General features: G+C 68.9%; 17 protein-coding genes. 3 read left to right on the forward strand and 14 right to left on the reverse strand.

The annotated features are described in order from the left end of the window. Positions 1 to 130 precede the first annotated feature (130 nt). From SZ55_RS22440 to SZ55_RS22450, 3 genes are all read left to right on the forward strand, one after another. Positions 131 to 1,423: a GGDEF domain-containing protein gene (locus tag SZ55_RS22440; protein ID WP_044411935.1), complete on the forward strand. Its 1,293-nt coding sequence runs from the start codon at positions 131 to 133 to the stop codon at positions 1,421 to 1,423. Between the two features lie 113 nt (positions 1,424 to 1,536). Then, on the forward strand, positions 1,537 to 3,330 hold the full coding sequence (locus SZ55_RS22445) for an acyl-CoA dehydrogenase C-terminal domain-containing protein (RefSeq protein ID WP_044411938.1): 1,794 nt from the start codon (positions 1,537 to 1,539) through the stop codon (positions 3,328 to 3,330). A gap of 189 nt (positions 3,331 to 3,519) precedes the next feature. Beyond that, entirely contained in the window at positions 3,520 to 5,298 is a 1,779-nt protein-coding gene (locus tag SZ55_RS22450; protein WP_044411940.1) for an acyl-CoA dehydrogenase C-terminal domain-containing protein, read from the forward strand. 42 nt (positions 5,299 to 5,340) lie between these two features. On the opposite strand, the gene SZ55_RS22455 is transcribed toward SZ55_RS22450, so the two are convergent. The 14 genes from SZ55_RS22455 to tssE all read right to left on the reverse strand — a co-directional run bounded on the left by SZ55_RS22455 (position 5,341) and on the right by tssE (position 22,317). Beyond that, complete coding sequence (locus SZ55_RS22455) at positions 5,341 to 6,312, reverse strand: serine/threonine-protein kinase (RefSeq protein ID WP_044411942.1); 972 nt, start codon at positions 6,310 to 6,312, stop codon at positions 5,341 to 5,343. Further along, positions 6,309 to 7,034, reverse strand: a complete 726-nt coding sequence (locus SZ55_RS22460; protein WP_044412072.1) for a PP2C family protein-serine/threonine phosphatase — start codon at positions 7,032 to 7,034, stop codon at positions 6,309 to 6,311. Before SZ55_RS22460 ends, SZ55_RS22455 begins: the two co-directional genes overlap by 4 nt. After that, positions 7,031 to 10,546, reverse strand: coding sequence for a type VI secretion system membrane subunit TssM (gene tssM / locus SZ55_RS22465; RefSeq protein ID WP_044411946.1), 3,516 nt, complete (start codon positions 10,544 to 10,546; stop codon positions 7,031 to 7,033). The genes SZ55_RS22460 and tssM overlap by 4 nt, the downstream gene beginning before the upstream one ends. A 15-nt stretch (positions 10,547 to 10,561) precedes the next feature. Then, a complete protein-coding gene (icmH, locus tag SZ55_RS22470; protein WP_044411949.1) occupies positions 10,562 to 11,431 on the reverse strand; it encodes a type IVB secretion system protein IcmH/DotU in 870 nt (289 codons plus the stop codon). 4 nt (positions 11,432 to 11,435) lie between these two features. Then, positions 11,436 to 12,767 (reverse strand): type VI secretion system baseplate subunit TssK, encoded by a 1,332-nt coding sequence (gene tssK, locus SZ55_RS22475; protein ID WP_044411952.1) that lies wholly within the window; start codon positions 12,765 to 12,767, stop codon positions 11,436 to 11,438. 1 nt (position 12,768) lies between these two features. Then, the gene (gene tssJ / locus SZ55_RS22480; RefSeq protein WP_044411955.1) at positions 12,769 to 13,254 is read right to left on the reverse strand and encodes a type VI secretion system lipoprotein TssJ; all 486 of its coding nucleotides are present in this window, start codon (positions 13,252 to 13,254) and stop codon (positions 12,769 to 12,771) included. A gap of 5 nt (positions 13,255 to 13,259) precedes the next feature. After that, positions 13,260 to 14,447 (reverse strand): type VI secretion system-associated FHA domain protein TagH, encoded by a 1,188-nt coding sequence (tagH, locus tag SZ55_RS22485; protein ID WP_044411958.1) that lies wholly within the window; start codon positions 14,445 to 14,447, stop codon positions 13,260 to 13,262. A 20-nt stretch (positions 14,448 to 14,467) separates the two neighbouring features. Continuing rightward, positions 14,468 to 14,605 carry a hypothetical protein gene (locus SZ55_RS22490; protein WP_044411960.1) on the reverse strand — a complete coding sequence of 46 codons (138 nt, stop codon included), beginning with the start codon at positions 14,603 to 14,605 and terminating at the stop codon, positions 14,468 to 14,470. A 56-nt stretch (positions 14,606 to 14,661) separates the two neighbouring features. Next, positions 14,662 to 16,173: a sigma-54 interaction domain-containing protein gene (locus SZ55_RS22495; protein WP_044411963.1), complete on the reverse strand. Its 1,512-nt coding sequence runs from the start codon at positions 16,171 to 16,173 to the stop codon at positions 14,662 to 14,664. Between the two features lie 10 nt (positions 16,174 to 16,183). Then, positions 16,184 to 18,778, reverse strand: a complete 2,595-nt coding sequence (tssH, locus tag SZ55_RS22500) for a type VI secretion system ATPase TssH (RefSeq protein WP_044411965.1) — start codon at positions 18,776 to 18,778, stop codon at positions 16,184 to 16,186. A gap of 14 nt (positions 18,779 to 18,792) precedes the next feature. Next, positions 18,793 to 19,809 carry a type VI secretion system baseplate subunit TssG gene (gene tssG / locus SZ55_RS22505; protein WP_044411968.1) on the reverse strand — a complete coding sequence of 339 codons (1,017 nt, stop codon included), beginning with the start codon at positions 19,807 to 19,809 and terminating at the stop codon, positions 18,793 to 18,795. After that, entirely contained in the window at positions 19,773 to 21,560 is a 1,788-nt protein-coding gene (gene tssF, locus SZ55_RS22510) for a type VI secretion system baseplate subunit TssF (RefSeq protein WP_044411970.1), read from the reverse strand. Before tssF ends, tssG begins: the two co-directional genes overlap by 37 nt. Before the next feature lie 63 nt (positions 21,561 to 21,623). After that, a complete protein-coding gene (locus tag SZ55_RS22515) occupies positions 21,624 to 21,896 on the reverse strand; it encodes a PAAR domain-containing protein (RefSeq protein WP_044412074.1) in 273 nt (90 codons plus the stop codon). A 13-nt stretch (positions 21,897 to 21,909) separates the two neighbouring features. Further along, positions 21,910 to 22,317, reverse strand: coding sequence for a type VI secretion system baseplate subunit TssE (tssE, locus tag SZ55_RS22520; protein WP_044411972.1), 408 nt, complete (start codon positions 22,315 to 22,317; stop codon positions 21,910 to 21,912). Positions 22,318 to 22,321 lie beyond the last annotated feature (4 nt).

Consider the following 22,321-nt stretch of genomic DNA (forward strand, 5'->3'; position numbering starts at 1 on the left):
GAGCCCGCCTTTCGGCGGGCTTCTTCATTTCCGGTCCCCTGCCGGGCACCGTGCGTCGTCCGGCTGAGTGCCAGTGATCGGCGGAAGTGCCATCATATGGCCTGCTTTCCAACCAGTCGGACCCAGACGCGTGCGGACACTCCCGTCATTCCGCTTCAGCCATTTCCTGCCGCCGCTGGCCCTGGTGCTCGGCGGTGCGGTGGCGGGAACCCTGGCGGACATGAACGAGTTCTTCGTCTCCCTGTTCAACGTCCTGCCCACCCTGCTGCTGTTGCTCGGCGGCTCGTTCTGCGCCGCCTATGGGCGCCTTCGCCAGCTCTTCCTGCTGGCCTCGATCTACATCGGCTACTACCTGCTGGACACCCAGGTCGACTACTTCCAGGCCGAGCATGTGGTGCGGGAGGATGCGGCCCTGGTCTTCCACCTCACCAGTCTGGTGCTGCCGCTGCTGTTCGGCCTGTTCGGCTGCTGGCAGGAGCGCACCCACCTGCTGCAGGACTTCGTCGCCCGCAGCGCCGTCCTGCTGGCCACCCTCGGCGTGGTCATGGCCCTGGGGCGGAGCTACCCCGAGGCGATGCTGGCCTTCGTCACCCCCGTGCGCTGGCCGCTGCTCCACGGCAGCTGGATGAGCCTGGTGCAGCTCTCCTACTTCGCCTTCGTCATCGCCCTGCTGGCCCTCGGCATCGCCTACCTGCGCCAGCCCCGGCCGCAGCATGCCGCCCAGGTGATCGCCCTGGCGGGGCTCTGGTGGATGCTGCCGAAGGTGTTCATCCTGCCCCACGCCCTGCATGCGATGACCAGCCTGACCATGCTCGCCCTGACCGCCTCGGTGGCCCACGAGGCCTACCAGATGGCTTTCCGCGACGAACTGACCGGCCTGCCGGGGCGTCGCGCGCTCAACGAACGGCTGCAGCGGCTGGGGCGCAACTACGTGCTGGCCATGACCGACGTGGACCACTTCAAGAAGTTCAACGACACCTACGGCCACGACGTCGGCGACCAGGTGCTGCGCATGGTCGCCAGCCAACTGCGGCGGGTCGGCGGGGGCGGCAAGGCCTACCGCTACGGCGGCGAGGAATTCACCATCGTCTTCGCCGGCAAGAGCATGGAGGAATGCCAGCCCCACCTGGAGGCCGTGCGCGAGGCCATCGAGCGTTATGCCCTGCACCTGCGTGACCGTGACAGCCGGCCTAAGAACGACCAGCAGGGCCGCGCCAAGCGCGGTGCGGCGGCGGCCCAGAGCGTCTCGGTGACCATCAGCATCGGCGTGGCCGAACGCGACGCCGAGCAGCGCACCCCGGAAGAGGTGATCAAGGCCGCCGACCAGGCGCTGTACAGCGCCAAGAGCGCCGGGCGCAACCGCGTCTTCCTCCACGGCCAGGCGCGTCGGGGCGCCGTGCGGGTGCGCCAGCCGGCCACCTGAACGGCCGGTTATGGCGCTGCATTCAGCGCCCGCAGCGTCGTTGTCGAGGGGGCGCCCAGCCTTTAGGGTCCGGAGATTGGCGCCGAGCCTGGCGCAGCCAAGGAGACCCTGCCATGCCCGAGTACAAGGCCCCCCTGCGCGACATGCGCTTCCTCACCGACGAGCTGTTCGACTTCCCCGTCACCTACACCGCCATCGGCGCCAGCGATGCCAGCCCCGACATGGTCGCCGCGATCCTCGAAGAGGGCGCCAAGTTCTGCGAGCAGGTACTCTCGCCGCTGAACCGTTCCGGTGACGAGGAGGAGTGCCAGTGGAAGGATGGCGTGGTCACCACGCCCAAGGGCTTCAAGGAAGCCTTCGCCCAGTACGTCGAGGGCGGCTGGAACGGTCTCTCCGCCGATCCCACCTACGGTGGCCAGGGCCTGCCGCACTCCCTCGGGCTGATCGTCAGCGAGATGGTCGCCTCGGCCAACCAGTCCTGGGCCATGTACCCGGGCCTGACCCATGGCGCCATGTCCGCCATTCATGCCCACGGCAGCGAAGAACAGAAACAGACCTACCTGACCCGCCTCACCGAAGGTCGCTGGACCGGCACCATGTGCCTGACCGAGCCCCACTGCGGCACCGACCTCGGCATCATCAAGACCCGCGCCGTGCCCCAGGCCGATGGCAGCTATGCCATCTCCGGCACCAAGATCTTCATCTCCGCCGGCGAGCACGACATGAGCGAGAACATCGTTCACCTCGTCCTGGCCAAGCTGCCCGACGCCCCCGCCGGCACCAAGGGCATCTCCCTGTTCATCGTGCCCAAGTTCCTGCCCCGGGGAGACGGCATCGGCGAGCGCAACGCCGTGTCCTGCGGCTCCATCGAACACAAGATGGGCATCAAGGCCTCCGCCACCTGCGTGATGAACTTCGACAGCGCCACCGGCTTCCTCATCGGCGAGGCCAACAAGGGCCTGAACTGCATGTTCACCATGATGAACCACGCCCGCCTGGGCACCGGCATGCAGGGCCTCTGCCTCGGCGAGGCCAGCTATCAGGGCGCCGTGCGCTACGCCACCGAACGCCTGCAGATGCGCGCCCTGACCGGGCCCAAGGCGCCGGACAAGCCCGCCGACCCGATCATCGTCCACCCGGACGTGCGCCGCATGCTGCTGACCATGCGCGCCTTCAACGAGGGCAACCGCGCCTTGGCGTACTTCACGGCCCAGCAACTGGACATCGCCCACGGCGCCGAAAGCGCCGAAGAGCGCGAGCAGGCCGAGAACCTGCTGGCCTTCCTCACCCCCATCTGCAAGGCCTTCATGACCGAGACCGGCCTCGAAGCCACCAACCTCGGCATGCAGGTGTTCGGCGGTCACGGCTACATCCGCGAGTGGGGCATGGAGCAACTGGTGCGCGACTGCCGCATCGCCCCCATCTACGAGGGCACCAACGGCATCCAGGCCCTCGACCTGCTGGGCCGCAAGGTCCTGGGCAGCCAGGGCAAGCTGCTGATGGGCTTCACCAAGCGTGTCCACCAGTTCTGCCAGGCCCAGGCCGAGCACCCGCAACTCAAGGCCCAGGTGGCGCAACTGGCCGACCTCAACCGCCAGTGGGGCGAACTGACCCAGCGCATCGGCATGGCGGCGATGAAGAACCCCGACGAAGTCGGCGCCGCCTCCGTGGACTACCTGATGTACAGCGGCTACATCGTGCTGGCCTACTTCTGGCTGCAGATGGCGGTGGTCGCTCGCCAGCAGCTGGACGCCGGCACCGGCGAAGCCGCCTTCTACGAAGCGAAGCTGCTCACCTGCGACTTCTACTTCAAGCGCCTGCTGCCCCGCACCGCTGCCCACAAGGCCGCAGCGGAAGCCGGCAGCGACTGCCTGATGGCCCTCTCCGCCGAGCAGTTCGCCCTCTGACGGCCTATCGTCAGAACGACCGGGCCCGCCGCGTGCGGGCCTTTTCACAAGGGTCAAGCTTGGTGACTGATGTATTTTATCTGGTCACACACTGACCCTATGTGTCTGTCGAGTTGTTCGGATACACTGCCGGCCTGTCCCGTGAAACCGGCCTGACCGGCCACCTGAGAGTTCCTGCGAGGTTTGCACATGGCTGACTACAAAGCGCCCCTGCGCGATATGCGCTTCGTCCTCAATGAAGTCTTCGACGTCGCCAAGCTATGGTCCGAAATGCCAGCCCTGGCCGAGGTGGTCGATGCCGATACCGCGTCGGCGATCCTGGAAGAGGCCGGCAAGGTCACCAGCGGCGTCATTGCACCGCTGAACCGCTCCGGCGACGAAGAAGGTTGCCAGTGGAACGACGGCCGCGTGAGCACCCCGGCCGGCTTCCCCGAGGCTTACCGCACCTACGCCGAAGGCGGCTGGGTCGGCGTCGGTGGCGATCCGGTGTTCGGTGGCATGGGCATGCCCAAGGTCATCTCCGCCCAGGTGGAAGAGATGGTGAACTCCGCCAACCTGTCCTTCGGCCTCTACCCGATGCTGACCGCCGGCGCCTGCCTCTCCATCAACGCCCACGCCAGCGAAGAGCTGAAGCAGAAGTACCTGCCGAACATGTACGCCGGCACCTGGGCAGGCTCCATGTGCCTCACCGAGCCCCATGCCGGTACCGACCTCGGCATCATCCGCACCAAGGCCGAACCCCAGGCCGACGGCAGCTTCAAGATCACCGGCACCAAGATCTTCATCACCGGTGGCGAGCACGACCTGACCGAGAACATCATCCACCTGGTACTGGCCAAGCTCCCCGACGCACCGGCCGGTCCCAAGGGCATCTCCCTGTTCCTGGTGCCCAAGGTGCTGGTGAACGAAGACGGCTCCCTGGGCGAGAAGAACAGCCTGTCCTGCGGCTCCATCGAGCACAAGATGGGTATCAAGGCCTCCGCCACCTGCGTGATGAACTTCGACGGCGCCACCGGCTGGATCGTCGATGCACCGAACAAGGGCCTGGCCGCGATGTTCACCATGATGAACTACGAGCGCCTGGGCGTCGGCATCCAGGGCCTGGCCACCGGCGAGCGTTCCTACCAGAGCGCCATCGAATACGCCCGCGAGCGTATCCAGAGCCGCGCCCCGACCGGCCCGGTCGCCAAGGACAAGGCCGCCGACCCGATCATCGTCCACCCGGACGTGCGCCGCATGCTGCTGACCATGAAGGCCTTCAACGAAGGTGGCCGTGCGTTCTCCAGCTACGTGGCCCTGCAACTGGACACCGCCAAGTACAGCGAGGACCCGGTGGTGCGCAAGCGCGCCGAGGAACTGGTCGCCCTGCTCACCCCGGTGGCCAAGGCCTTCCTGACCGACCTCGGCCTGGAAACCACCGTCCACGGCCAGCAGGTCTTCGGCGGCCACGGTTTCATCCGCGAGTGGGGCCAGGAGCAACTGGTACGCGACTGCCGCATCACCCAGATCTATGAAGGCACCAACGGCATCCAGGCCCTGGACCTCGCCGGCCGCAAGGTGGTGGGTAGCGGCGGCGCGTTCTACAAGCACTTCGCCGACGAGGTGAAGGCCTTCGCCAGCGGCGCTTCGGCCGAGCTGGCCGAGTTCACCGAGCCGCTGAAGGCTGCCATTGCCAACCTGGACGACCTCACCGCCTGGCTGCTGGAGCGCGCCAAGACCAACCCCAACGAGATCGGCGCCGCTTCCGTGGAGTACCTCCAGGTCTTCGGCTACACCGCCTATGCCTACATGTGGGCGCTGATGGCCCGCGCCTCCCTCGGCAAGGAAGGCCAGGACGAGTTCTACGCCAGCAAGCTCGGTACCGCGCGCTTCTACTTCGCCCGCCTGCTGCCGCGCATCCACTCCCTGACCGCCTCGGTCAAGGCCGGCAGCGACTCGCTCTACCTGCTGGACGCCGCGCAGTTCTGAGGCGCAGCGTGAATGAAGAAGCCCCGCCTTGGCGGGGCTTTTTCATATCCGCGCCAAGGGGCGCCTGATCCATTCCGGCAGCAACGGCCCCCGGCGCCGGAAGGCCGCCTCCAGCTCCTCCAGCCCAATGCAGCGCGCCGTGGCCGTCGGCGCCAGAGCGGCCCGCAAGGCGCGCCAGGCTCCCAGGGGCAAGGCACCGGGTACTTCCAGGCGCCGGTGGCAGTGCTGCTCCAGGGCCTGGCGGGCGTCCAGCCGGCCATAGGGGTGGCGCCCCGTCGCCAGTTCGTAGAGCACGCAGGCCAGTGCGTAGAGGTCACTGGCAGGGCTCGGCCTGTCGCCGTCGAGCAGTTCCAGGGCGGCGTAGCGGGGCGTCCAGGCGCCGATCCGTTCCCGGGCCAGGGTGGGCAGGCCGCTGTCGGCATGGGCCAGGCCGAAGTCGAACAATCGTGACCCCGCGTCGGTGAGTATCACGTTGCTCGGCTTCAGGTCGCCGTGCACCACACCGCAGCGGTGAGCGTGGGCGACGGCGCCGAGCAGCGGCACGGCGATCTCCCGCAGCTCCGGCCAGGGCAGCCCGGTCGGGCGGTCGCAGAGCAGGTGATCCAGGGGCAGCCCTTTGAGCAGCTCCTGGGTGATGAAGGCACGCCGGCAGGCGGTGTCCACCTCGAAGGCATGCAAGCGGACGATGGCCGGATGACGCAGGCGTACCGCCAGGGCGTACTCGCTGTAGAGCAGTGCGCTGGCATCGGGGATGGTGGCGAACTCCTCGTTCAGCAGCTTCACCGCCACCCAGGGCGACGGTTCGCCGAACTGTTCCCACAGCAGGTCCCGTGCCCGGTACACCGAGCCCATGCCGCCGATGCCCAGCAGGCGCTCCAGGCGGTAGCGTCCGCTGAGCACGGTCGGCAGTTCGCCGAGGTCGGCCGCCGGCGCGCTGCTGGTACAGGCGAAACTCTCGTGCGATGCCGGCGTGGTAGGTGGGCGTGGCTTGCGGCGGCGCCTGGCTTTGCTCATCGGCGCGCCACCACGGCGGTGAGGTTGTCCGGGGCCGCCCCCTGCAGGGCCTGCTCGAAGAGCTGCTCCAGGGTGGCGATAGGCGAGGCGAGGCTGAGGGCCTGGCTCAGGGCCACCTCGTCCAGCTCGCGGTACAGCCCGTCGCTGCAGAGCAGGAAGGTGTCGCCGGGGTGCAGCTCCAGCTCCAGCACATCCAGGGCGAAGTCGCCGTCACCGCCCAGGGCGCGGGTCAGGGCATGGGCGGACGGGTGGCGGCCGGCCTGCTCTGGGCTCATGCCCCGGTCCTCGATCAGCTCCCGCAGCAGCGAGTGGTCGCGGGTGAGCTGGTAGAGGCAGCCCCAGCGCCACAGGTAGCAGCGGCTGTCCCCGGCCCACACGCAGGCGGCGCGGCTGCCCTCCACCAGCAGGGCGGCCACCGTGCTGCCCATGATCCGCCGCTGGCCGTCGGTGACGGTGAGTTCGTCCGCCAGCCTGCGGTTCAGCCAGTGCAGGTGGCGGCGCAGGTGCTGCAAGCGGTTGGCGAAATCCCCCGTGGCGGGCAGCTCGGCCAGGCTTTCCACCACCAGGCGGCTGGCGCGGTCACCGGCGTGGTGGCCGCCCATGCCGTCGGCCACCACCCACAGGCCCTGGCCCGGGCTGTCCAGGAAGGCGTCCTCGTTGCGCGCCCGCACCTTGCCAGGGTGGGTGCGGGCGGCGCTGGTCCAGGCGGCGCCCGGCATCAGAGGCTCACCGGCAGGCGGAAAGCACGCAGCATGCCGAGGTCGAAGGGGTTCGGCGAACGCTGGCTCTGCACCAGGTAGTGAGCCCGCAGGCCGTCCACTTCCGCCTTGAGCATCAGCACGTCGCGGCCGCTGTGGTATTCGGCCTGCATCTGATCGAACAGGCGGAACAGCGACCAGGGGCCGGTGTTGCGCTCGACGCCGATGCGACGCCCGCTGAGCTCCTCCAGCACCAGGCTGCTGCGTCCTTCCTCGGCCTCCGTGGGCCACTTGAAGGACATGGGCACGATGGGCCCATGGCGGTACTCCATCAGCCGGTCGCCGAAGCGGAACTCCGCACGGCTCAGGGCCGGGTCGATGGAGTAGGGCTCCAGGCGGAAGCGCACCTGCGGCTCGTTGGGGTTGTCGGCGAAGAAGCTCAGGCGGATGGCCTGGGCGTTGGCCATCTGGTCGAGGAAACCACGGGCGATGGGCAGGCTGCCGCCGTCCACCGAGCGCACGCGGTACTCGCCGGGCGTGCCGATCACGAAGGGCTTGAGGTAGGTGTCGAAGAAGCGCTCCGCCAGGCCCTGGGTCTTGAAGAACTCGCGGAAGTCGCTCAGGGCGACGTCACTGTGGCTGCGCGGGTTGAACGGGTAGCGCTTGTCCAGGGCCTTCAGATAGAAGCCGTACAGCTCGCTCTGGTAGCGCTGGTTGAGGTACTGGTGGGCACCGCTGAGGATCAGGTGCCAGCTTTCCCCCGCCATCATCGCCAGCCAGCCGCCGATCGGCTGGGGCAGCCGCGAGGCGCTGCTGCGCAGGTTGGCCAGGGCGTCGCTCTGGCCGCCCATGCGGTTGCGTGCGAGGTCGAAGGCGGCCTGCTCCGGCTGGCTGGAGCGGGCCAGTGTGGCCAATTGCAGCTGCAGTTCGTTGAGCGCACGCATGACCGGGACCAGGTCGGCTGCGGCGCCGCCGTTGTCGTCCAGCAACAGGTGCAGGGCTTCGAAGCGGCGCTCCATGGTCAGCCGCGCAGTGTCCGGCAGGTTGCTGGCCAGGGCATCCCGGGCTTTCTCCGCGACGGCGGCGACCTTGCCCAGGGCCCCATCGGCCTTGGCGCCTTCGGCGGGTGCCTCGGAGGTAGCGTCGGCGATGCCGGGCAGACGGGTGTGCTCGCGCACCTCCACCAGCAATTGCAGCAGCGGCGAGTTGGCTGCGGTCAGCCCGGCCAGTTGCTCGGCGCCCTGGTAGGTGTCCAGCAGGGGCTCCAGCTTCAGGCGGTTGATCGCCTCGCTCCAGTGGTTGGCGTAGTCGCGGAAGTACAGCTGCTGCAGCTCGACCATCAGGCGGCCCAGGTCCTGCACGCTGAGGTTACCGCCTTCGCCCATCACCCAGTTGTCCCGTAGTAGCTCACGCACGGTGGGCAGGCCCTTGGCGGAGAAGAACTGCTGGTAGCCCTGGCGGGTGTAGAAGCCCGGGATGCGGTAGTCGGTGCCGGAGAACAGCGCGCCCTGTGGCCCCAGGCGCTGGGCGAAGCTGTACTCCGGGAGGCTGCGGGCCTGGTCGCGGAGTACGCGGTAGACCACGGCGGCCAGGGATTCGCTGCGCAGGCGCTGGCGGGCCTGGGCCACCAGGGGCTCGTTCAGCGGGTAGACGAAGGTGCGCGCCAGCAGGCGGTCGAGGTGCTCGGTCAGCGCGGCCTGGGTCGCGGCATCGCCGCCGTAGCGCAGCGACCATTCGGCCTGCAGCTGGCTCTTGAGGAAGGCCGCGTCGCGCCGTTCCGGCAGGTTCAGCATGAGGTAGGCGCGCAGGCTGGCCAGCAGGCGCTCGCGGTTGCCCAGGCTGGCGCGTACCTGGCCCTCCAGGCTGGTGGCGATGCGCGGCAGCAACTGCTGCTCCAGGGCGCGGCCATAGGCGTCGTCGAGTACGGGCTGGCTGCGTCCGCCCTGGTAGAGCCCGTTGTGTTCCAGCAGCGAGCGCTCGGCGGCGCTTGGGAATACGCGGGTGGCGGCGAAGCTGTGGTCCAGCAGCGTGAGGGCGGCGCGGGCATCTTCGCGAGGGTCGAGCAGGGCCTGTTGGGTCTCGATCACCCGACCATGGTCGCGCACGGCTTCCAGGCGCTGGTGGTTGCTGCTGAAGCCCGCCGCCCAGGCCAGGCCGAACAGCGCCACGCAGCCGAACGCACCGGCGTAGAGCCCGCGCTGGCCCCAATCGATGCGGCGTTTTTCGCGCGGATCGAGCCCGGCCAGGTCGGCCTCCGGGAAGATCACCTGGCTGAACAACTGGTGGATGAAGCGCGCACGCCCCCCGCGCAGGGTGGGCAGGGCACTGCTGCGCAGGCCCAGGTTGGCGCCGACCCGGGCGGTGCTTTCGTCCAGCTCCTGAAGCAGGTGCGGCGCGCTGGTGAGGTAGAAACCGCGCAGCAGGCTGGCGCGCTGGTAGCGGTTGCCGGTGAAGGCCATGTCGATGAACACGCACAGCGGCTCGCCGATACGCCCGAGCTGGGTGGGGAAGTCGAGGATGCGCCCCCGCCGGCCGGTGTCCCGCTCCTGGTGCATGCGGGTGATGACCTGGCTGGTGAGGCGCCGCAGCAGGGCTTCGAACTCCTGTCGCACCACCTGGCCGCTGGTGCCGTTCTGCCCCTCGCGGAAGGTGGCGCCGAGGACCTGGTCGCTCTCCTCGCGGGACAGGTGGTCGAAGAACTCGTCGAAGCCGGGCAGGGTATCGGCCTTGCCGAGGACCAGGTAGACGGGCACTTCCGCATGCAGGCGCTGGTGGATCTCCTGCAGGCGCTTGCGGACCTGCCGCGCCAGGGCGTCCAGGGCCTGCTCGTCGCCGCTCGCCAGCAGGTCGAGGGGCAGGTTGACGATCACGCCATTGAGCGGGCGGGTGCGACGGCGCTTGCGCAGCAGGGCCAGCAGGCTGTTCCAGGCGCCGCCGTCCACCTCCGGATCACCCTGGGTGAGGTAGCGCCCGGGGCTGTCGATCAGCACGCCCTGCTCGGCGAAGTACCACTCGCAGTAGCGGGTGCCGTGGGTGTCGCGAGTGAGGGTGCGGTCGTTCTGGTTGAGCGGCAGGTCCAGCCCGGAGAAGTCCAGCAGGGTGGTCTTGCCGCTGCCCTGGGGGCCGAGCACCAGGTACCAGGGCAGGTCCCGGCGGCGCTGTTCGCCCTGGCCCTTGTACAGGCTGGAGCGCTGCACGGTGCGCAGTGCGTCCTTGAAGCGGGCGGCGAGTTCGCGCTGTTCCTCGCTGGCCTCCTCCTCACGGCGCAGTTGCTCCTGGCCGTCCTCGGTGGCCTGTTGCGCCTCGCGCTTGCGGGCACCTCGCCAGGTGCTGAAGACGATGAACAGCCCCCAGCCGAGGAACAGTACGGCGATGCTCAGCAGCCGGCTGCCGGCGTCTTCCCACGGCTTGTGGTCGGCGATGCCGAGCAAGGGGCCGGCGAACCACACCAGCAGGGCCAGCATCAGCACCAGCAGCAGGCTCCAGACCCAGGTCCGGCGCAGCACGGCGCCGAGCTTCTTGAAGAAATCTTTCATGACACGGTCCCTGTGTTACGGCGTGAGGTCCAGTGGGCCGGAGGCGGCCGGGAGGAAGGGCTGCAGCACGGCTTCGCGCTGATCGTCGAGCACCCAGGCGAAGCCGGCGTAGATGGCCAGCAGGCAGGCCAGGGTGAGGGCTGCCACCAGCCAGGCCGGGACGCTGCGTACCAGGCCGCGCCCGGGCTCCTGCAGGCCCTGCCATTGGGGTGACAGCTCGCGGGGCACGTCGCCGCGCAGGTGGCGGATCTGCCGGTAGAGGCTGTCGCGGATGGCCTCCAGTTCGAGCATGCCGCGGGCCGCCACCCGGTACTTGCCCTCGAAGCCCAGGGCCAGGCAGAGGTACATCAGCTCCAGCATGGCCAGGTGCTTGACCGGGTTGCGGGTCAGGCGGTCCAGCAACTGGAAGAACTTCTCGCCGCCGAAGGTTTCGTTGTGGAACTGGCTGAGCAGGCTCATCTGTGCCCAGGTGCTCTGGTCGCCCCAGGCGGTGGTGACCACGGCTTCATCCAGCACGGTGCAGAGCACGTAGCGGGCGGCCATCACGTCGCCGTTCTCTAGGCCTTCCTGCAGGGCGTGCTGCTCGAACTGGCGAACGCCGTCGGCCAGCGCCTGGTTGAGGACGGCGAGGTCCTCCCCCTGCTGGCTGTGCTTGAGCCGCACGATCTCCGACAGCAGGCTGGCGGCGGCGGAGACCAGCGGGTTGAGGCTGATGTTGAAGGCCTCCGCCGGTCGCAGCCGGGCGGCATGCACCATGCGGCTTTCCAGCTGTTCGAGGCGCGGGGCGTCGGCCAGGTCGGTGAGGGGGCCGCGATGAGGGGCGTCGCTGCGGCGGTCGAGCAGGACGGTGCGGTCGTCCTGTGGATAGTCCATTTCCTTGTGCATGCGCTCAGTTCCTGATGGCCCAGAACTTCAGGTCCAACCCGGCGAATTCGCCGGATACGTGGAAGGCGAAGCCGCCGGAACGTTCCAGCTGGCTGCGCTCCTCCGCGGTGATTTCCAGGACGAAGTAGGTCTTGTTGGCGTGGAAGGGGATCTGCCGGGGCGCCACGGGCAGCGGGCGCACGCGGATGCCGGGCAGGTGCAGGTTGACCAGTTGGCGGATCTGCTCCACCGCGCCGGCCTTGAGGTGCGAGGGCAGGTTCTGGCGCAGTTCCTCGGGCTCGCATTGCGCGCTGGCGGCGAGCACGAAGGAGGAGGTGGAGAGCAGCGTGTGGTCCTTCAGCGGCGACACGAGGATGCCGTACTGGCGCTGCTGCAGGGCCAGTTCGATGGCGTGCTGCTCCAGCACCATGGACAGCGCCTGGCGCAGGGCATCCATCAGGGCGCGGAAGCTGGCGCCCTGGTCGTTATGCTGGTAGCGGCTGTCGAGGCGGGCACGCTTGCTGTCGCTGGAGAAGGTGGTGATCTCGCCCAGCATGGCCAGCAGGGTGCGGTAGAGCTCCTCCGGGTGCACGTGCTCCTGGTCGAGGTAGTGGCGGAGCAGCAGGTCGGTGCGGTTGATCAGCTGCAGCATCATGAAGTCACCGACCTCGGCACCGGCCACCTGGCCGTTGGAGCGGATGCGCTCGGCGAGGGTGTCGCCCCGGTGGCCGAGCATGCCGATGACTTCCTTCAGGCAGGACAGCAGGTAGGCGGAACCGGCCAGGTGCAGGTGGCTGGGGATGAAGGCCGGGTCCAGGGTGATGCGCCCTTCCGGGGAGGTGTCGAGCACGTCGCAGAGCTTCAGCCGTACGTAGGCCTCGTCGTTGCGCTGCTCGCCGAGGAGCAGGCGGAAGTCGGGGCGGGCGCAGGTGATCTGGGTGCTGGAGTCCTCGCCGGCGTTGGAGTCGGCCACGTCGAGGTCATGGCCGGTGTAGCGCGCCAGCACGTCGGCCTGGTCGCTGCGGCGGGCCTCGATGTGGTTGCCGGTGACCAGGGGCAGGGCCAGGTACACCGGGGTCTTGTTGGTGTTGGGCGGGATGTCCAGTGCCAGCGGCTCGCTGCGGCTGCGCAGGTCGAACAGGCTGCCGTCGGGCATCACGCCGGCGGCCTGGCTCAGCACCAGCTTGCCGGTGGCGAGGAACTGCGGGTCGATCTCCAGGTGGAAGAAGCCCCAGCAGTAGCGGCTGAGCAGGCGTGTGCGCTGGCGGATCTGGTTGTCGTGGTAGCGGTCGTTCTGCTGGAAATGCTGGGGGCGCAGGAGCATGCCTTCGCGCCAGATGACCTTGTGGGTGTGCATGTCAGCGCACCTCGCGGTTGGGCAGGTCGTGGGGTTCGAACAGGCCGCTGCGCTCCAGGTGCAGGGTGATCCGGGTGCGCTCCTGGGGCGGCACGGCGATCACATAGCGCCAGCGGGTCTCGGGCAGGTCGCGGTAGGCCGCGAGCAGGGCTACGTAGCGGCTGTCCTTGTCGATGCTGAGCTTCAGTTCGCGGCGCTCGCCGGGGCGGATCTCCAGCTCTTCGCTGGCCACCATGTCGAGGGCGAGGGTTTCCCGGGCGCGTTCGTAGAGGCTGAAGAAGTCGGCGTTCTCGAAGGCCACCGGATGCTTGAGTTCCAGCAGGCGTAGCACCACGGGGGAGGGGCGGCCGTCGAGATCGGGGTTCAACTGGTCGCTGGCCTGCAGGTCGAGGTCCAGCTTGGTCAGCTCGGAGTAGGGCGACAGGGCCGAGCAGGCGCTGAGAAGCGCCAGCACGGCCAGGAGGGTGAAGGATTTGAAGCGGGGCATGGCGATCATTCCCTTGGGTTGCCGTGAAGGGTGGCGATGAGGCGGACCTGTTCCTCGTAGGCCTGCGCGAAATCGCGGGCCAGCAGGCGTTCGGTCCAGTCGTCGTCGTGGCGCAGGCGCTGGTGGTAACGCTGGTAGGCGCGCCAGCGGCCGCCGGCTCCGCTCAGCCGCGAGAGGCGTCCGTCGCGCTCCAGGCGAAGGGCCAGCGGCTCGGGCGCGAAGTGGTCGAGGGTGGCGCGGACAGCGGCGCGGCTGGCGCTGAGCAGGGCCACCTGGTGGGCCTGCAGGTCGCGGAAGGCCCGTGCCACCGCCAGCCGTGCGGTGGGCGCGCCGGTCTGTACGGGGGCGAGCAGGGCGCCGAGGCTGTCGCGGCCGTCGAGGAGCGTGCGCAGGGGGCCGAGGTCGGTGTTCTGCACCGAGGTGAGGGGCAGGCGCAGTTCGTTCTTGATTTCCGCACGGGTCCTCAGGCTCTGCTGCAGGCCCTGGACGCACTGGCGCAGCAGGTGGGCGGCTTCCAGAGCGAGGGCTTCGCGCTCGGCCGCATCGAGCCGGGCGAGGTCGACACCCAGGGCATCACCCAGGCGCTCCCAGAAGCTGGCCGGCACCTCGGCGGCAGCAACGGGCGCTGCAGACGGCTCGGTTGGGGGCACCAGCTCCGGCAGGGGCAGGCTGTCCCGCTCGATGGGCGCGTGGTCGTGGGGCTGGCGCAGGGGTTCGTCAGGGGCCTGGAGCAGCCCGTGGAGGTCGTCCCGGTCGGCTTCTTCTTCCTGGTCGAGGCTCGCCAGGGGGTCGAGCTCGAGGAAGGAGTCATCGGGGATGATGCTGCCGGCCGGGGTCGGCCGCCCGATGTCCTCCAGCGGTATGTCCTGGGTGGCCACCAGGCGGGCCTGGATGTCGAAGCTGCCCATGCAGAACACCGTGCCGTTCTCGATGGGGTGGGCCTCGCCTTTGGGCAGGTGAGCGCCCGAGTCCTTGAGACGGATGCCGTTGCTGCTGGTGTCGGTAAGGAAGTAGCGCCCGTCGCGGTAGCTCACGCGGGCGTGGCGGTTGGACAGGTGGCGCTGCTGGTCGGGGATCACCCAGTCGCAATCTTCGGCACGGCCGAGGCTGCCGCCTGCGCGGAGGAAGCGTCGGCGACCGGAGGTGGTCGGGACGAACTGCTGGGCACCAACGATTTCTAGAACCAGTTCCATGGCGGGTCGCTCCCTGGCGGTCAGTTGCCGCGGTTGAGGATCTGCGGGGTGCCGAGCGGGCGGTAGTCGCCGTCGTCGAACTTGTAGTTGCCGCTGCAGCCGGCCAGGGCGATGCACAGCGCCAGGCCTGCGAGGGCACGTAGGGTGCGGGGGAACATCGGGCATCCTCCTTTGGAAGTCGGGGGTGAGTGGGGTAGGGGCATGGCCGGGCGCTTCAGAGATCCGCCGTGCCGATGCCGAGGCGGTCCATGCGGTACAGCAGGGTGCGGCGGGGCAGGCCCAGCTCGCGGGCTGCCAGTGCACGGTTGCCGTCATGGCGGCGCAGGGCGTCGATGAGTTGGCCGCGCTCGTAGTGGTCGAGGCGCTCACGCAGGCTCAGGGGCTGCCCGCTGGGCAGGGGCGTGCCACGCAGGCTGAAGTGGGACGGCAGCAGCTCGCCGTCGCAGAGCAGCACGGCGCGCTCCACCAGGGCCTTCAGCTCGCGCACGTTGCCTGGGAAGGGGTGCCGGGCCAGTCGCTCCAGCGCCTCCTCCGACCACAGGCAGGGCGAGCGCTGGAGAAAACGGCAGGCCTGGTTGGCGAAGTGGCGGGCGAGGTGGGGGATGTCTTCGCCCCGCTGGCGCAGCGGCGGCAGTTCGATGGGGAACTGGCACAGCCGGTAGAACAGGTCTTCGCGGAACTCGCCGGCGGCGATCATGGCCTGCAGGTCACGGTGGGTGGCGGCGATGATGCGCACGTCGATCCGGTGCGGGTGGGGCGTGCCCAGCGGGCGGACTTCGCCTTCCTGCAGTACCCGCAGCAGCTTGGCCTGGAGCGCCAGGGGCATGTCGCCGATCTCGTCGAGGAACAGCGTGCCGCCGTTCGCCGCATCCAGCAGCCCTTCGCGGTCCGCGTCGGCGCCGGTGAAGGCGCCCTTGCGGTAGCCGAACAGTTCGCTTTCCAGCAACTGCTCCGGCAGGGCCGAGCAGTTCTGCACGATGAAGGGGGCTTCCCGCCTTGGGCCGTGGTCGTGGATCGCGCGGGCCACCAGCTCCTTGCCGGTGCCGGTCTCGCCGTGGATGAGCACGGTGTAGGGGCTGTGCAGGACCTTGCCGATCAGGCGGTAGGTCTGGCGCATCACCTTGCTCTCGCCGATCAGGCCGAAACCGCGCGCGCAGGGGCGGGGCGTCGTGCTGCGAGAGCTGTCGCCACGGGCGGCGGGCTGCAACCGCTGGAACAGGTCGAGCTGGGCCAGCATGAGACGGCCCATGCGCTCCAGCGAGCCGCTGAAGGCCGCCAGCTCGCGGGCCTGGCGGGTGGCGCAGAGCAGCAGACCGCGAATGGCGCCCTGGTGCGCCCGCAGGGGCAGGCACAGCAGCGCCCGCCAGGGGCCGCCTTCCTCGGGGAGGAAGCTGGTGTCGTGCAGGCCCGGGTTGAGTTCGGCCAGGGCGAGGGGCTGGCCCTGGCACAGGCTGTACTGCAGCAGCTGCTGGTCGCGGTAGTCGGCGGGCAGGGTGGCGCGGTCCCGGGGCTGGAGGCGGGGTTCGAGGTATTCCGCCGTCAGCCCCAGGTGCGTACGCGCCGCGTCCAGCAGGTAAAGCTGTGCCAGTTCGCAGCCGCTCAGTTCGGCGGCGGCGCCGACGAAGCTGCCCAGCAGTTCGTCGCTGTCACTCAGCCCGACGAGCCGGTCGTACTGCCCGAGCAGGGTTTCGGCGTAGTCGAGCGGCTGCGGCATCTGCGCGAACATGCCCATCTCCTCAGCACAGCTCGCAGACGATGGCGCCGTGTTCGCCCAGGCGGGCGTGGGCGCGGCTGACCGGGGTGCCGGTGGCCATGGCCGCGAGCAACTGGTCGGCCACCTGGGGCAGCAGGCGGGACTCCACCACCTGGTCGATCAGCCGGGCGCCGCTCTCGGCCTGCTGGCAGAGGCTGGCGATGTGCGCGACCAGCTCCGGGCAGTGGCTGAATTCCAGCTGGCGGCGCTGCAGGCGGGTGCCCAGGCGTTGGAGCTTGAGCCCCACCAGTTCTTCCAGCAGCGCACCGCTGATGGGGTAGTAGGGGACGACGCGCATGCGGGCCAGCAGCGCCGGCTTGAAATGCCGCACGAGCTGCGGACGGATGGCCTCCTCCAGCGCCTCGGCCGTGGGCTGGTGGCCGTCGGCGCAAAGGCTGTCGATGCGCTCGCTGGCCAGGTTGGAGGTCATCAGGATGAGGGTGTTGCGGAAGTCGATCTCGCGCCCCTCGCCGTCGTTGGCGATGCCCTTGTCGAAGATCTGGTAGAAGAGGTTCAGCACGTCGGGGTCGGCCTTTTCCACTTCATCCAGCAACACCACAGAGTAGGGCTTCTGGCGCACCGCCTCGGTGAGCATGCCGCCTTCGCCATAGCCGACGTAGCCGGGCGGGGAGCCGATCAGGCGCGAGACGGTGTGCTTCTCCTGGAACTCGGACATGTTGATGGTGGTGAGGAAGCGCTCGCCGCCATACAGCAGGTCGGCCAGCGCCAGGGCCGTCTCGGTCTTGCCCACACCGCTGGGGCCCACCAGGAGGAACACGCCCACCGGGGCGTCGTGCCGGTTCAGGCCGGCGGCGGTGGCACGTACGGCGCGGTCCAGTGCCTGCACGGCCTGGTCCTGGCCGCGGATGCGCTGGCGCAGGTCGTCGGCGAAGCTGAGCACCCGGGCGTTGTGTTCACGGGCCAACTGGGCGAGGGGAATGCCCGTCCAGTGGCTGATCACCTCGGCCACCAGGCGTGGGCAGACTTCGAAGCTGACCAGCGACTCGGTGGCCTGCAGGTCCCGCAGGGCGCCGTGGGTGTCCTGCAACTGTGCTTCCAGCTCGGCCAGGCCCGGTGCTTCGGCGGGCACCGCTTCGTCGCCCTGGCGCAGCCGGGCGATGCGCTGGCGCAGGTCCAGCAACTGTTCGGCAAGGGTGCGCTGGCGGTCCCAGCGGGCCTCCAGGGCATGCAGTTCGTCCTCGCGCTGGCGAAGGCGCGTGGCCAGGTCGTCGAGGGTCGCACCGTCCACCGGCAGTCCGGCGTCCAGGTCGCGGCGCAGGGCCTGGTGCTGGCGGGTGTCCTCGGCCTGTTCGCCGCGCAGGCGTTCGAGGGCCTCGGGGGCGGCCGCGAGGCTGATGCGCACCCGGGCGCAGGCGGTGTCGAGGACGTCCACGGCCTTGTCCGGCAGCTGGCGGCCGGCGAGGTAGCGGGCGGAGAGTTCGGCGGCGGCGACCACGGCGTCATCACGCAGGTAGATGCCGTGGCTGCGTTCGTACACCCGGGCGAGCCCGCGCAGGATGGTCACCGCTTCGGGCACGGTGGGCTCGTGGAGCTGTACGGGCTGGAAGCGTCGGGCCAGTGCAGGGTCCTTCTCGAAGTACTTCTTGTACTCGGCCCAGGTGGTGGCGGCGATGGTGCGCAGTTCACCCCGGGCCAGGGCCGGTTTGAGCAGGTTGGCTGCATCGGAGCTGCCCGCCTGGCCACCCGCACCGATGAGGGTGTGGGCTTCGTCGACGAACAGGATGATGGGCATCGGGGCGTTGCGGACCTCGTCGATGACGCCCTTCAGGCGTCGCTCGAATTCGCCCTTCACGCTGGCGCCGGCCTGCAGCAGGCCGAGGTCGAGGGACAGCAGCTCGACGTCCTTGAGGGCGTCCGGCACTTCGCCGTTGGCGATGCGGCCGGCCAGGCCCTCGACCACGGCGGTCTTGCCCACCCCGGCCTCGCCCACCACGATCGGGTTGTTCTTCCGGCGTCGGGCGAGGATGTCGATCATCTGGCGGATGGCGGAGTCCCGGCACAGCACCGGGTCCAGCTTTCCGTCCCGGGCCTGCTGGGTCAGGTTGTGGGTGAAGCGCTTGAGCAGCGATTCCCCTGTGGACGGGGCGCTGGCCGTGCCCGGCTCCGCCTGCTGGGCGCGGGCGAAGTCCCGCAGCCGTTCGGCGCTGATGCGGCCGAGCAGGGCGTGGTAGCGGGTGCCCGCATGGCGCAGGGGGTTCTGCAGCAGCGCCAGGAGCAGCGCGGCCTGGTCGATCAGGCTGCGCTGCAGTTCCAGGTTGGCCACCAGCAGGGCGTCCTGCAGCCACTGCACCAGTTCGGTGGCGAACACCGGGTTGCGCGAGGCACTGTGCTCCGGGTTGGCCTGGAGTGCGGCGGCCAGTTCGGCTGCGTCCACCTCGCCGTCCTGCAGGGCGCGGTGGATCAGGCTGCCAGTGCGTTCCAGCATGGCCAGCAGGAGGTCTTCCACCAGGATGCGGCTGCCGCCCCGGGCGACGCAGCGCTCGGCGGCGATCTCCAGGTCACGGCGGGTGTCGGCGTCCAGGGCCTGGACGAGTTGTTGCAGGTCGATATTGATCATGGGCTCATCTGTCCTTAATGAGTGCGGCTGCGCAGCGAGACGATGCCGTCGGCACGTTCGCGGCCGAGCCAGCTGGTCCAGCCAAGGCGGCAGGGGTTGTCGGCGCCGACCCGCAGTTCGCGGATGGCGTCGTGGCGCAGTACCAGGCGGAGGTCGTAGTCCAGCGGGTCGCGCAGGGTGAAGCGCACCAGCGCGCAGAGGGGCTGGTAGCCGGTGCCGATAGGCAGGAATTCGTGGAAGCGTTCCCAGTCCAGCTGGCGGATGTGGATGCGGAACTTGCCGCCGCGATCGCGCACCTGCTCTCCCAGTACCAGGTCCTCGCCCAGTTGGCTGTTGGCCTGGCCCAGGCGGTTGAGCTGCTCCTGGAGGATGTCGACGCTGCGCTCGATGCATTGCTCGATGAACAGCTCGGCATGCTTGAAGTAGTAGCGCAGCACGGCCTCGATCAGTGCTGCCGAGTGGGCGCGCAGGCTGAGCAGCCCGAGGTAGGGCAGCAGGCGCTTCCAGTTCAGTTCCTCGGCGCTGCGCAGCTCCTCGCTGCCCAGGCCGATCAGGGCGAACAGCCGTTCGGAGAAGGCGTCCCGGGCACCACTCTGGAAGCTCGACCGATAGCGGTACTTGCGCCAGATCGGCAGCAGCAGCCGCTGCAGCCGGTGGTGGAACAGGTCGAGGAAATCCCGGGTGGGGTTGTCGTCGTCCCCTTCGCCCAGCACCTGCTCGGCATAAAAGGCGGGCAGCGGCGAGCCCGAGCCGGAAAGGCGGACGAGGTTCAGGCAGATGCGCGCGCGCGTCTCGCCCCCTTCTTCAAAGAAGGTCAGGCTGTGGATATCGGTGCCGGGGAAGCCCAGGCTCGGGTTGGCCTGGAATTCGATGCGCTCGTAGAGGCGTTCCTCGTCGATTGCCTCGTCCGTGCCGTCCGCCTGGTGCAGGTGCTCCATCGCCAGGAGTACGGCCTGGAACAGCGCGTATTCCCGGATGCCCTGGCTCAGGCGGCTCAGAGCAAGGGCTGCTGGCCCATGCGTGGTGTCCATTGGTACACCTCTCCCTGTGTGCTGCGGACCCGTAGCTCGTGGTACGAGTTGAGGCTTGCGTAGAGTGCGAAGAATTCGTTGAGCACCGAGGCGAAGACGAAGAGGTCGCCGTCGCAGATGTAGCCTTCGGGGTCGATGCTCATCTCGGTGCGCAGGCCTCGGACCGGCAGGCCGCGGTGGAGCCTGTCCACATGCTGGTGGCGGATCGACTTGAGGCCGTTGAGCAGGCGCTTGCTGACCTTTTCCGCGTGCTGGTCGTAGTAGCGCGGCAGGTCGTAGGTTTCGAGGATCACCTTCAGCGCGCCGACGTTGGCGAGCGAGAGGTAGTTCAGCGACATGTTGCTGATCAGCTTCCAGAGGAACTCGCGGTTGATCGGCGGTGCGTAGCTGGCGGTCACGGCGGTGATGTTGCGGAAGGTGAGGAAGTCCGGTGCTCCCTCGCCGGGACGGCAGATGTCGCCCAGGCGCAGCCGGCGCGGCAGGTTCTGGTTGGTGCAGGTCAACTCCACGGAGAGGGTTTCCTGTTCCTGGCTGCTGCGCGCACCGAAGCTGAGGTAGGTGTCCAGCCCGTCGTGCAGCAAGGAGTTGCGCTGGCGCACGCTGTAGTGCGGCCGGGGCATCGGCACGTCGAAGCTGGCGTCATGCTCGAAGGATTCGAACTGCACGTAGTCGCGATGACCGACCCCGCCGGGCAGCCAGCCGCTGACGGTGTCGACGGAGAACACGCCGCAGTGCTGCGGGTCGTACTCGGCCGGGAGGATCAGGTATTCGTCCTGCTTGCCGTCGAGGCGGATGGGCAGGGCGTCGTGGCGGAACAGGTTGGCTACCGGGGTGCAGTAGAGCTTCAGGTTGTCCAGGGTCGGGCGCAGGCGCTGGATGCCGCTGCGACGGATGTCGAAACGCAGCTCCAGGCCCCTGGCCTGTTCCAGCTGCTCCTTGGGCAGGCCGCCGAGGCAGGCCAGGCCGGTGAGGTCGACGAAGAGGAACTTGTCCTGGAAGGCGAAGTATTCCTGCAGGTAGCGGTAGCCGCGGAAGGTGTTCAGCGGGTAGGGGATGAGCGCCTCTTCCTCGGCGAAGCCCACGGGGCGAATGCTGGTGGATGGCAGGCGCAGGCCGATGGGCTGGCCGCGTTCGTCCTGCAGGGCGACGTGGTTTGCGTCCAGCGGCACCAGCTCGACGTTGTCGAGGTCGTGCACCAGCCCAAGGTAGAGCGTCTGGCTGATGTAGCGCTCGCCCGCCAGGTGCAGGCGCAGCCGGTCGAAGGGAACGTCGCCCAGGTGGCCGTCGCCGATCAGGGCCAGGCGCAGGCTGAGCAAGGCACCATCCCCGGTGACGGAGTAGCTAAGGCCATCGGCCCGCAAGGGCAGGATCTCGGTGGGGAAGCAGGTCTTGAAGCGGCAGCGCACGCCATCCACTGGGTTGCTTTCCACGCAGGTCTCACGGGGCACCACCAGGGCCTCACCCGCGCCGTCATGCGGATCGAACTGCAGGATGCTGAACGCCGGCAGGGGGCGCATGTAGTTCGGCCACAGCAGGTGCATCAGCGAATGGGTCAGCTCGGGCAGTTCGTCGTCGAGCTTCTGCCGCAGCCGGCCAGTCAGGAACGCGAAGCCCTCCAGCAGGCGCTCCACGTCCGGATCCCGCCCCGCCTGGGCGAGAAATGGCGCCAAGGCCGGGCTGCGCTCGGCGAAGCGGCGCCCGAGCTGGCGCAGGGCGGTCAGCTCGCTTTGGTAGTAGTGGTTGAAGGACATGGAGGACTGAGTTCCCGGTGTTCCTGGGCGAAGACTGGCGAAAGGGCCAGGGCGCTGTATGCGTCAGCCGATCAGTACGGTTCCCGAACCGCTGAGGACGACGTTGCCGTGACTGCCAATGCTTCCCACGGTGGCAGCGGGACGCCCATTGATCAGTACGGTGGCGGAAAGGTTGGCCGCCATGGCCCCGCCGCAGGCCGACGGGTCGCCCTGGCGTGCGGCGGGCAGGCCGTCGAACAGCACGTCGGGTGACCCGACGGCGATCGGGTTGATCAGGTGGAACGGGATGGGGCATGCCGTCGGGTCGGACAGGCGTGCGGCGGGTTTGCCGGACATGGGGGGTATCTCCTTACTGGACCTTGACCTTGCCGCTGCCGTCGAGGTGGGCGGCGAAGCTGACCTGCCGCCGGGTGCCGTCGATGTTCAGCGTGCCTTCGATGGAGAAGGACAGGTTGAGTGGGTCGTGCCGACGCGGCAGTGCGACCACGCGGACGCCCTGCAGCCGTGGCTCGTAGGCCTCGATGAAGCGCTCGATGGCGGCACGGGCCTGGTTGAGGGCGTCGTGCAGGCTCATGCGCATGTCGTTGAGGTCGGGCAACCCGTAGTCGGGCAGCGTTTGCACGCTGCCCGCCCGGGTGCTGAGCATCTTGGCCAGGTGGTCGGCCACGGATGACATGACGGCGACTTCGCGGCTCAGCCCGACGCGTTCGCGTGCCTTGCCGCCCAGTCGTTCGAACAGGCTGCCGTAACCGTCCATCTGC

This window comes from Pseudomonas sp. FeS53a (genome assembly GCF_000931385.1).
GTDB lineage: Bacteria > Pseudomonadota > Gammaproteobacteria > Pseudomonadales > Pseudomonadaceae > Metapseudomonas > Metapseudomonas otitidis.

Bases quoted from the DNA above. Each gene is read 5' to 3' on its own strand.
- SZ55_RS22515 (WP_044412074.1), bottom strand. From the start codon at position 21,896: ATGTCCGGCAAACCCGCCGCACGCCTGTCCGACCCGACGGCATGCCCC.
- SZ55_RS22445 (WP_044411938.1), top strand. From the start codon at position 1,537: ATGCCCGAGTACAAGGCCCCCCTGCGCGACATGCGCTTCCTCACCGAC.
- tssE (WP_044411972.1), bottom strand. From the start codon at position 22,317: ATGGACGGTTACGGCAGCCTGTTCGAACGACTGGGCGGCAAGGCACGC.
- tssJ (WP_044411955.1), bottom strand. From the start codon at position 13,254: ATGCCCCGCTTCAAATCCTTCACCCTCCTGGCCGTGCTGGCGCTTCTC.
- tagH (WP_044411958.1), bottom strand. From the start codon at position 14,447: ATGGAACTGGTTCTAGAAATCGTTGGTGCCCAGCAGTTCGTCCCGACC.
- tssG (WP_044411968.1), bottom strand. From the start codon at position 19,809: ATGGACACCACGCATGGGCCAGCAGCCCTTGCTCTGAGCCGCCTGAGC.
- SZ55_RS22490 (WP_044411960.1), bottom strand. From the start codon at position 14,605: ATGTTCCCCCGCACCCTACGTGCCCTCGCAGGCCTGGCGCTGTGCATC.
- tssK (WP_044411952.1), bottom strand. From the start codon at position 12,767: ATGCACACCCACAAGGTCATCTGGCGCGAAGGCATGCTCCTGCGCCCC.
- SZ55_RS22455 (WP_044411942.1), bottom strand. From the start codon at position 6,312: ATGAGCAAAGCCAGGCGCCGCCGCAAGCCACGCCCACCTACCACGCCG.
- tssM (WP_044411946.1), bottom strand. From the start codon at position 10,546: ATGAAAGATTTCTTCAAGAAGCTCGGCGCCGTGCTGCGCCGGACCTGG.
- SZ55_RS22495 (WP_044411963.1), bottom strand. From the start codon at position 16,173: ATGTTCGCGCAGATGCCGCAGCCGCTCGACTACGCCGAAACCCTGCTC.
- tssF (WP_044411970.1), bottom strand. From the start codon at position 21,560: ATGTCCTTCAACCACTACTACCAAAGCGAGCTGACCGCCCTGCGCCAG.
- SZ55_RS22450 (WP_044411940.1), top strand. From the start codon at position 3,520: ATGGCTGACTACAAAGCGCCCCTGCGCGATATGCGCTTCGTCCTCAAT.
- tssH (WP_044411965.1), bottom strand. From the start codon at position 18,778: ATGATCAATATCGACCTGCAACAACTCGTCCAGGCCCTGGACGCCGAC.
- icmH (WP_044411949.1), bottom strand. From the start codon at position 11,431: ATGCACAAGGAAATGGACTATCCACAGGACGACCGCACCGTCCTGCTC.